The sequence below is a fragment of the Roseivivax sp. genome, from assembly GCF_054552075.1.
This window is the reverse complement of sequence record NZ_JBTOLZ010000006.1, coordinates 207,455-217,903: the sequence shown is the minus strand read 5'-3', so window position 1 is coordinate 217,903 and position 10,449 is coordinate 207,455. Positions and strand designations below refer to the sequence as shown.

General features: G+C 68.7%; 8 protein-coding genes. 7 read left to right on the top strand and 1 reads right to left on the bottom strand.

All coding sequences use genetic code 11. The features are described 5' to 3' along the window. Nucleotides 1-287: 287 nt before the first annotated feature. Complete coding sequence (locus ACX938_RS07310) at nt 288-968, bottom strand: GntR family transcriptional regulator (protein WP_459430563.1); 681 nt, start codon at nt 966-968, stop codon at nt 288-290. Between the two features lie 125 nt (nt 969-1,093). On the opposite strand from ACX938_RS07310, the gene ACX938_RS07305 reads away from it, so the two are divergent. The 7 genes from ACX938_RS07305 (at nt 1,094) to ACX938_RS07275 (ending at nt 10,449) form a co-directional block, all read left to right on the top strand. After that, nucleotides 1,094-2,419 carry a malonyl-CoA decarboxylase gene (locus ACX938_RS07305; protein WP_459430562.1) on the top strand — a complete coding sequence of 442 codons (1,326 nt, stop codon included), beginning with the start codon at nt 1,094-1,096 and terminating at the stop codon, nt 2,417-2,419. Between the two features lie 42 nt (nt 2,420-2,461). After that, on the top strand, nt 2,462-3,985 hold the full coding sequence (locus tag ACX938_RS07300) for a malonate--CoA ligase (RefSeq protein WP_459430561.1): 1,524 nt from the start codon (nt 2,462-2,464) through the stop codon (nt 3,983-3,985). 59 nt (nt 3,986-4,044) lie between these two features. Further along, nucleotides 4,045-5,481, top strand: a complete 1,437-nt coding sequence (locus ACX938_RS07295; protein ID WP_459430560.1) for an amidase — start codon at nt 4,045-4,047, stop codon at nt 5,479-5,481. A gap of 21 nt (nt 5,482-5,502) precedes the next feature. Next, entirely contained in the window at nt 5,503-6,822 is a 1,320-nt protein-coding gene (locus ACX938_RS07290) for a short-chain fatty acid transporter (RefSeq protein WP_459430559.1), read from the top strand. A 290-nt stretch (nt 6,823-7,112) separates the two neighbouring features. After that, nucleotides 7,113-8,111, top strand: a complete 999-nt coding sequence (locus ACX938_RS07285) for a Gfo/Idh/MocA family protein (RefSeq protein WP_459430558.1) — start codon at nt 7,113-7,115, stop codon at nt 8,109-8,111. 2 nt (nt 8,112-8,113) lie between these two features. Further along, on the top strand, nt 8,114-9,685 hold the full coding sequence (locus ACX938_RS07280) for an acyl CoA:acetate/3-ketoacid CoA transferase (RefSeq protein ID WP_459430557.1): 1,572 nt from the start codon (nt 8,114-8,116) through the stop codon (nt 9,683-9,685). Further along, nucleotides 9,682-10,449 (top strand): enoyl-CoA hydratase/isomerase family protein, encoded by a 768-nt coding sequence (locus ACX938_RS07275; RefSeq protein ID WP_459430556.1) that lies wholly within the window; start codon nt 9,682-9,684, stop codon nt 10,447-10,449. Before ACX938_RS07280 ends, ACX938_RS07275 begins: the two co-directional genes overlap by 4 nt.

Below are 10,449 nucleotides of genomic sequence, written 5' to 3'. Positions count from 1 at the left end.
CGCCAACCTCACCGCAATGGATGATCCGCTCCGCGCACCTGAAACGCTGCGCGGATCGCCCATTGCTCCACCGGCGCACCCGCGCCAATCTGACCGCCGGGCTCCGGCTTCGGGTGGATGAAGATTGGGGGTCACAGCAGTTCGGGGCTTTGGACGGATGTTAGGTTCACGTCCCGGCCGCTGAGAAATGGGCAACATCTCCAGCGGTTGGATCATTCGCGCGGCCATCCGAACCTTGGGAGAACGCAAGCGCCCCGAAAAATCGCGACGCAGGCCAGCCCGCCCGTTCAGGAGGCGTCCACCTTCCGTTTCTGCGCATCCATCCGCAGGGCGGCAAGCAGGTCGTGGAAGCGGTCGCCCTGAACCAGCACGTGGTCTCGCATGGCCTTGTCGGCGGCCTCGTCGTCGCCGTTGCGGATCGCCGCCACCACGGCGTCATGCTCGTGGAACGAACGCTTCACCCGGTTGCGGACCTGCAGCTGGATGCGGCGATAGGGCTGCAGCATGGAGTGCAGGCGCTTGGCCTCCTGCTCGATGAAGCTGTTGTGAGTCGCCCGGTAGATGCAGGCGTGGAAGGCCGAGTTCTCCGAGTAGTAATCGTCGAACCGCTCTTCCTCGGCCAGCTGGCGGCACGACGCGTGCCGGGCCTCGAGCTCTGCCAGCTCCTCGCCGGTTATGCGCCTGGCCGCGAGGCGCGCGCAGGTGGCCTCCATCTCGGCCATGGCTTCGAACCGCTCGGCCAGTTCGTCCACCGTCCACTCGGTGACGAATGTGCCCTGCTTGGAGTGGATCCGAACCAGGCCTGACGCCTCAAGCTGTTGAAGCGCATCGCGAATTGGGGTGCGGGAGCACTCGAATTCCTGGGCCAGCGCCTCCGGGTCGATCCGCATGCCCGGCACCAGACGGCCGTTGACGATGGCGTTCTCCAGCGCCTCGCGGACGCGCACCGTGTTTGATTTTCGAGCCATGATCGGCGCCCTCTGAAGCCTCCTTAAAGATATAGATGGGGCCGGGTGAAAAATCCACGTTCGTTTTTGTTATATACAACGTGACTGGTATGATGTATAAGGTTGGCGAAGGTGGAGGAGAGCTGATGTCCGGTTCCAATATCTCGCTGCTGAGTGAGCTTCTGCAGAACATCGGTGGCCGCATGCGGTCGATGGGGGCGGTGCAGGCGTCATCGCAGCCTCCCGCCCAGCGGCTTGAGGCCGGCTGCGCCGAGCTGATGCGGAGAGGCGGCGAAGCCTCCCGGATCGCCGTGGCGGAACAGGCGCTTGCCGCCTACGCCGAGCTGGACGACCAAGAGAAGGCGCGGTTCTTCCGCGTGCTCCTGGAGAGCTACAGCGCGGACCCAGCGGCTCTCCGGTCGGCCTATGCGGACTGGGACGCCGGCCAGTCCGAGGCGGCGCTGCAGAGCCTTTTCGAGGCCGTGGAGCCCAGGCGTCAAAGCCTCTTGCGCATGCTCAACCACGCGGCCGGCGGCACCTTGCAGCTGGTGCGGATGCGCCAGGACCTCTTGCGGCTGATGCGCGAGGCGCCGGAGCTGGCGCCGCTCGACAGCGACTTCAGCCACCTCTTGTCGTCCTGGTTCAACCGCGGCTTCCTGGTCATGCGGCGCATCGATTGGAACTCGCCGGCGGCGATCCTCGAAAAGATCGTCGCCTACGAGGCGGTGCATGAAATCAAGGACTGGAACGACCTCAGGCGGCGGCTCGAGCCCTCGGACCGCCGGTGTTACGGCTTCTTCCATCCCGCGACCGGGGACGAGCCGCTGATCTTCGTCGAGGTCGCCCTCTGTCAGGGCATCCCCGGCGCCATCGGTCCCTTGTTGGCCGGGGACAGCGCCGGGGCAGGCGAGGCCGCCGATACCGCGGTGTTCTATTCCATCAGCAATTGCCAGCCCGGCCTCAAGGGCGTGTCCTTCGGGAATTTCCTGATCAAGCAGGTGGTCCGCAGCCTGTCGCAGGAGCTGCCGCAGATCCGCACCTTCGTCACGCTCTCCCCGGCGCCGGGGTTCGCCCGCTGGCTCGCGGCGCAGGACGAGGACGACGCGCAGGCGCTGTCGGCAGAACTGACCGAGGGGCGCTGGCAGCAGGACGAGGGCCTCTGTGAGGTGCTGGCGCCCAGGGTTCAGTATTGGGCCGCGCGATATTTCGTGGAGGGCAAGACCGGTGCGGGGCTGCCGGCCGATCCCGTGGCCCGGTTTCACCTCGGCAACGGCGCCTCGGCCCACCGGATCAACTGGCCTGCGGACTTCGCCGAAGGGGCGCTGCGGCGCGCTCATGGCCTGATGATCAACTACCTCTACGAGCTGGATCAGATCGAAGCCCGCCACGAGGCCTTCGCCGGCGCGGGCACCGTGACCTCTGGCCCCGCCGTCTGGCGCGCCCTGCGAAGCGGCAAGGGCGCATCCGCCTGACGCGCCCGGCTCACCGAAACCCATATGGAAGCGAGACAGACAATGACCTGCACCATCCCTGAAATGTTCGATGCCATCTGCCGCGAGGAGGGCGCCAAGGTGATGTTCGAGCGGCCGGGGCAGCCGCCGATCACCTATGCCGCGGCGCATGACCTGGTGCTGCGCCTGGCCACCGCGCTTGTCGAGCTGGGCGTGTGTCCCGGCGACCGGGTGGCCGTGCAGGTGGAAAAGAGCCCGGAGGCCGTGCTGCTCTACCTGGCCTGCCTGCGCACCGGCGGTCTGTTCCTGCCGCTCAACACCGCCTATCCCGGCCCCGAGATCGACTATTTCCTGGGGGATGCCGAGCCGCGCCTCTTCGTCTGCGCGCCCGAGGCACTGCCGCAATACGCAGGCCGGGCCTCGGAGACGCTGGCCGTGGAAAGCCTGGGCGCCGCCGCCGATGGCACGCTGATGGAGCGCGCCGCCGAGGCCGTGCGGCAGCCCGCGCCGGTCGCGCGCGGCACTGATGATCCCGCGGCGATCCTTTACACTTCCGGGACCACCGGGCGCTCCAAGGGCGCGGTTCTGACCCATGGCAACCTGGCGTCCAACACCGTGGCGCTGAACCAGGCCTGGCGGTTCACCAGCGCCGACCGGCTGATCCACGCCTTGCCGATCTTTCACACCCACGGGTTGTTCGTGGCCTGCAACATGGCGATCAGCACCGGGGCCACGATGATCTTCCTGACGCGTTTCGACGTCGACCAGATCATCGACGAGATGGCCGACGCCACGGTGCTCATGGGGGTCCCCACCTTTTATTCCCGCCTGCTGGAATCGCCCCGTCTCGACCCGCTTGCGGTCGCGGAGATGCGGGTCTTCGTCTCGGGCTCGGCGCCCCTGCCGGAGGATGTGCATAGGCAATTCGCCGCGCGCACCGGGCATGTGATCCTGGAGCGCTACGGCATGACGGAAACCTGCATGATCGCCTCCAATCCCTACGACGGCGAGCGCCGCACCGGGGCGGTCGGCTTTGCCCTGCCGGAGGTGGACATCCGCATCACGGACCGCGAGACCGGCGCTGCCCTGCCGCAGGGAGAGACCGGCGCGATCGAGGTGCGCGGACCGAATGTGTTCCAGGGCTACTGGCGCATGCCGGAGAAGACGGCCGCGGAGTTCCGCGAGGACGGCTATTTCGTCACCGGTGACCTCGGCCGCTTCGACGAGGAGGGCTATCTGCAGATCATCGGCCGCGACAAGGACCTGGTGATCAGCGGCGGCTACAACGTCTATCCCAAGGAAGTCGAAACCGCGCTCGACGCGCTGCCCGGCGTGGCCGAATCCGCTGTCTTCGGGGTGCCGCATCCCGATTTCGGCGAAGCGGTGGCGGCCCTCGTGGTGCCGGAAGCCGGCGTGTCTCTCGACAGCGATGCCCTGCTCAAGGCGCTCTCCGGGGAAATCGCCCGCTACAAGCAGCCGAAATCGGTCCTGCTGGCCGATGAGCTGCCGCGCAACGTCATGGGCAAGGTCCAGAAGGCGGAGCTGCGCCGCAGGTTCGCCAACCTGCACAGCCCCGCCGCCGGCTGACGCCCGGCCCGGCGGCCAAGCTCAGAGCAACAGAACATCACGCATGGGGAGGAGCCCAGATGACTGCCAAATCAAAAGCCACCGATGACTTCATCAACATGACCGCGACCGAGGCGGTTGCGGCGCTGAAGACAGGGGAGGCGGCGCCGCTCGATTTCCTCGACGCGGCGATCGCCCGGATCGAGGAGGTCGAGCCGGACATCAACGCCCTGCCGATCCGCTTCTTCGAGGAGGCGCGCAAGGTCGCCAAGGCCTTCCCCTCGCAAGAGCACGCAGGTGCGGATCGGCCGGGCTGGCTGGCCGGGCTGCCGGTCGTCGTGAAGGACTACAACGACGTCGCCGGGCAGGTGACGACCTACGGCTCGCCGATCTTCGCGGAGAACAAGGTGGCGGCCTCCGACTTCACGGTTCAGACGCTGGAAGACAGCGGCGGCATCCCGATGGCGAAGTCCAACGTGCCCGAGATTGCCGGGGCCAACACCTTCAATCCGGTGTTCGGCGCCACCCGCAACCCTTGGGATCTGCGGATGACCGTGGGCGGCTCCTCCGGCGGCTCCGCCGCCGCGCTGGCCGCCGGGCAGGCCTGGCTGGCCACGGGCAACGATCTGGGCGGCAGCCTGCGCATCCCGGCCAGCTATTGCGGCATCGTGGGCATGCGCCCCAGCGTGGGCCGCGTGCCACGCGGCGCCGGCCTTTTGCCCTTCGATCCGCTCTGGGTCGAGGGTCCGATGGCGCGCAACGTGGCGGATGCGGCTCTGATGCTCGACTCGCTCGCACATGGGCATCCCAGGGACCCGCTGTCCGTGCCGGCACCGGCACGGCCCTTCGTGGACGCGGTCGCGGCCCCCAAGGCGCCGAAGCGCGTGGCCTTCACGCCGGATCTGAACCTCTCGCTGGTGGACCCGGAGGTCGCCGACATCTGCCGCAGCGGCACGCAGGCCTTCGCCCGGGCCGGCGCAGAGGTCGCGGAGGCCTGCCCGGATCTCTCCGGCGGCCTCGAGGCCTTTCAAACCCTGCGCGCGGTGCTGGTCGCCAGCCTGCGCGGCGATCTTCTGGAAACCGACCGCCACCGCGTGGCCCCGGAGATCATCTGGAACATCGAGAAAGGCCAGAACATCACCGCCGACGAGGTGCTGCGCGCCGAACGCACCCGCGCCGCCATCTTCCACAATGTCGCGGCCTTCTTCGAGACCTACGACCTCCTGGCCTGCCCGACGGTGGCGGTGCCGCCCTATCCGGTCGAGCAGCGCTTCCCGACCCATATCGGCGGCGAGGAGCTGACCAGCTACATCGACTGGATGTTCCTGACCTTCGTGATCACGCTGACGGGCTGCCCGGCAATCTCGATCCCTTGCGGGGCGACCGCCAGCGGCCTGCCGGTGGGCCTGCAGCTGATCGGCAAGCCGAAAGGCGACTTCGACCTGCTGTCGGCGGCCCAGGTCCTGGAAGCCGAGCTGGACCTCGCCGGTCCGATGCCGATCCACCCGCGCAAGTGATACAGCCCGAGGGAATTCAAGATGATACAAGGACTCACCCGCGCCTCGGTCACCATGGTCGAGCGCTATCTCCCGGACGCCTTCGTGCTGGTCCTCCTGCTGACCCTGACCGTCTTCGGCGCCGGAATGCTCTTGGAGGGCCATGGCCCCATGGCGATGGCGCAGTTCTGGGGCGAAGGCTTCTGGAACCTCTTGAGCTTCTCCATGCAGATGGTGCTCATCCTGGTCACCGGCTTCGTGGTCGCCAGCACGCCGATCTTCAAGCGCCTGCTCCGAGTGCTGGCCAAACTGGCCCGCACGCCCCGTCAGGGCATCGTGCTGGTGACGCTCGTGTCGCTGGTCGCGGCCTGGATCAACTGGGGCTTCGGCCTGGTGATCGGCGCGCTGTTCGCCCGTGAGCTGGCCCGCGCCATTCCCCGGCTGGACTACCGGCTGGCCATCGCCAGCGCCTACAGCGGCTTCATGGTCTGGCACGGCGGGCTCTCGGGCTCGGTCCCCCTGGTGATCGCCACCGACGGGCATTTCACCGCCGACAGGATCGGGGTCGTGCCGACCAGCGAAACCATCTTCTCGCCGATGAACCTCGGGATCCTGCTGGCGCTCTTCATCGTCATTCCGCTGGTCAACTGGCTGATCGCGCCGCCGGAAGGGCAGGAGGTGACGATCTCCCGGGACAAGCTGGACGCAGAGGAGACCACGCGCCGCACCGCGCCGGACACGCCCTCGGCCCGGCTTGAGGACAGCATGGCGCTGTCGCTGGCGTCGGGGGCGCTTGGGCTGGTCTATGTCGGCTTCTACACCTTCGGCACGGATGGCGGGCTGAACCTGAACATCGTCAATTTCACGCTGCTGTTCCTGGGCATCCTCCTGCACGGCCGCCCGTCGCAGTTCCTGGCCTCGGTCAAGGAGGCGGTGGACGGGGCCAGCGGCATCATCGTGCAGTTCCCCTTCTATGCGGGGATCATGGGAATGATGGTGGGCTCCGGGCTGGCGGTCTCGATGTCGAACTGGTTCGTCTCGGTCTCGACGGCGGACACGCTGCCGCTCTTCACCTTCCTCTCCGCGGGTATCGTGAACCTCTTCGTGCCCTCGGGTGGCGGCCAATGGGCGGTGCAGGCGCCGATCATGCTCGAAGCCGGCGCGGCCCTGGGGGTCGAGCCGGCCCGGACGGCCATGGCCGTGGCCTGGGGGGATACCTGGACCAACCTGATCCAGCCCTTCTGGGCATTGCCCGCTCTGGCGATCGCCGGCCTCTCGGCCAAGGACATCATGGGCTATTGCCTGGTGGTGTTGTTGGTGACCGGGGTGGTGCTGGCCTGCGGGCTGACCTTCCTGCCGTGAGCGGGCGTCCCTGAAGCTTTGCGGGCAGCCGGTCTCTGGCTGCCCGTTTCTTGTTGAGGCGGGGCGGGGATTGATCTCTCAGGATTGGCTCTCGCTCGGCGCACCGTCTGTAGGGCTGACCCACTCCCGAGCCTAAGGCTTGGGTTTTCGACGCCAAAACGCGGTCTTGGCTTCCTCCCCAACGCCCTCGAACCCTTGCCTTTGAAAAATCCCCTTGACGGATTTGGATCGTTCCAATTACACATGTTTTGGAACGATCCAAATCACGGACGGCACACAAGGGAGACGTCATGCGCTGGGCATTGCTGGGGGCGAGCCGGATCGCCTCATCCTACATGATCGACGCGATCCGGGCGCAGGAGGGGGCCGAGATCACCACGGTCCTCAGCTCCGATACCGAGCGCGGGCGCAGCTATGCGGAGCGCCACGGAATCGCCCGCAGCACCACCGACCTGGACGCGGCTCTGGGCGCGGATGTCGAGGCCGTCTACATCTCCACCACCAACGAAAAGCACTTCCCCCAGGCCATGGCGGCCATCGCGGCGGGCAAGCACGTGCTCTGCGAGAAGCCGCTCGCCATGGACCTCGCCCAGGCGGTCGAGATGGTCTCGGCGGCGCGGGACGCGGGCGTCACCTTCGGCACCAACCACCACCTGCGCAACGCGGGCGCCCACCTGGCGATCCGCGAGGCGGTGAGCGCGGGCCGGATCGGTTCGCTTCTCAGCATGCGGGTCTTCCACGCCGTCTCGCTGCCCGAAGAGCTGCGCGGCTGGCGCGTGGCCGATGCGGCGGCGGGCGGCGGGGTGATCCCTGACATCACCGTGCATGACGCCGACACCGTGCGCTTCCACCTCGGCGAGGACCCGGCGCGGGTCGTGGCGCGGGCGGGCGAAAGCGGGCTCGGGCAGGGCGTCGAGGACAGCGTGATGTCGGTCTGGTCGATGCCCTCCGGCGTCATGGTGCAGTCGCACGAAAGCTTCACCCACCGTTTCGCCGGCACCGGGCTCGAGATCCACGGCACCGAGGGCTCGATCTTCGCGCGCGGCGTGATGACCCAGGAGCCGGTGGGCGAGGTCTGGATCGAGGACGCCGAGGGCCGCCGGGCGCTGCCCTTCGAGGGGCACAACCTCTACCACCAGGCGCTGGCGCTCTTCACCGCGGCGGCCCGGGGCGCGGGCGCGCCCTCGGCCGATGGCGTCGACGGGGTGAAATCCCTCGCCGTGGCGCTGGCGGTGCGCGAGGCGGCCCGGACCGGCCGGGCGGTCGACGTCGATTACGGGGGGCTCTGAACATGGCGCGGATCGTCTCGGCGGCCGAGGCCGCGCAGCAGATCGCGGATGACGCGGTGGTCACGGTCTCCTCCTCCTCGGGGCTCGGTTGCCCGGACGCGGTCCTCTCCGCGATCGGCGCCCGCTTCTTGGCCGAAGGCCACCCGCGTGGGCTGACCACCCTGCATCCAATCGCAGCCGGCGACATGTACGGCATCAAGGGCATCGACCACATCGCCCGCGACGGGCTGCTGAGCCGGATCATCGCGGGGTCTTATCCCTCGGGGCCGTCCTCGCTGCCGATGCCCGAGATCTGGAAGATGCTGACCGAGAACCGGGTCGCGGCCTACAACGTGCCCTCGGGCATCCTTTTCGACATGCATCGCGACGTGGCCGCGCGCCGGCCCGGGGTGCTGACCAAGGTCGGGCTCGACACCTTCGTCGATCCCCGGCGCGAGGGCTGCGCGATGAATGCCGCCGCCGCCGAAGCGCCGATCGTCAGCCGCCAGGAGATGGGCGGCGAGACCTGGCTGCATTTCCCCAACATCGTGCCCGACGTGGCGGTGATCCGCGCCACCACCGCCGACGAGCGCGGCAATCTGACCTACGAACACGAGGGCGCCTATCTCGGCGGGCTGGAGCAGGCCATCGCGGTGCGCAACCACGGCGGGCTGGTGATCGCGCAGGTGAAGCGCGTGACCTCCTCGGGCTCGCTGCGCCCGCATGACGTGCGGGTGCCGGGGCACCTGGTCGACCTCGTGGTCGTCGATGCCGAGCAGCGCCAGACCACCGAGACGCTCTACGATCCGGCGATCTCGGGCGAGATCATGCGCCCCTGGTCGAGCTTCAGCGCCGCGCCTCCGGGGGTGGAAAAGCTCCTGGCCCGCCGCGCCGCGATGGAGCTGTCGCGCGGGATGACCGCCAACCTGGGCTTCGGGATCTCGGCGCTGGTGCCGCGCATCCTTCTGGAGGCCGGAGAGCCGGACGCCGTGACCTGGGCCATCGAGCAGGGGGCGACGGGCGGCATGCCGCTTCTCGACTTCGCCTTCGGCTGCGCCTCGAACGCGGACGCCTATATGCCCTCGCCGCAGCAGTTCACCTATTTCCAGGGCGGCGGCTTCGACCTGTCCTTCCTGTCCTTCCTCGAGGTTGACCGGGCGGGCAACGTCAACGTCTCGAAGCTGGGCAAGAAGCCCTATCTGACCGCCGGCTGCGGCGGCTTCGTCGACATCACCGCCCATGCCCGCAAGATCGTCTTCTCGGGGCTCTTCGAGGCCGGGGCGGACCTGGCGCTCGGCCAGGACGGGCTGACCGTCCGCGCGCCGGGCAAGTTCACCAAGATGGTCGACGCGGTCGAACATGTCACCTTCTCGGGCGCCCGCGCTCGGGAGACCGGGCAGGAGGTGCTCTATATCACCGAGCGCTGCGTGATCCGGCTGACCGAGGCGGGGCTCCTGGCGACCGAGATCATGCCGGGCGTCGATCCGGCGCGCGACATCGTGGCGGCCTCCGAGGGCCGGGTGCAGATCGCCGAGAATGCGACCGAGATGCCGCGCGCGCTCTTCGCCGAGGGGCCGATGGAGCTGGCGCTATGAGCGGGATCGACCTCATCCGGCACGGCGCGGTGGTCGAGCTGCGGCTCGACAATCCCGCCAAGCTCAACGCCTTCACGCCCGAGATGCTGGCCGCGCTTGAGGCGCATTGCGCCGAGATCGAGGGCGACCCCGCGCTGCGTGCGCTTGTCCTGACCGCCGCGCCCGCCAAGGCCTTCTGCGCCGGCGCTGATATCGCCGCCTGGTCGGCGCTGGCGCCCGCCGATTTCGCCCGCCACTGGGTGCGCGCGGGCCATCGGGTCTTCGACCGGCTGGCGCGGCTCTCGCTGCCGAGCGTCGCGGCGCTGGGCGCCCATGCCTTCGGCGGCGGGCTCGAGCTCGCGGCGGCCTGCGACGCGCGGGTCATGGCGCCGGGCGCGACCCTGGCGCTGCCCGAGGCCGGGGTCGGCATCGTGCCTGGCTGGTCCGGGACCCAGCGGCTCCTGCGGCTGATCGGCGAGCCCGCGGTCAAGGAAATGGCGCTCTTCGGGCGCCGCATCTCCGCCGAGCGGGCGCTTGCACTGGGCTTTGCCTGCGAGCTGGCCGAGGCGCCCAAGGCCGCGGCCTTCGCCATGGCCGAGCGGCTGACCGGCACCTCCCCGCGCGCCGTGGAAGTGGCGAAATACATGATCCACGCCGCGGCGGGCGAGGACCGCGCCGCGATGATCGAGGCCCTGGGCGGCGGCATGGCCGGCGCCACGGGGGACCGCGACGAGGGCGTCGCCGCCTTCGCCGAGAAACGCAAACCGAACTTCACCGGGACCTGA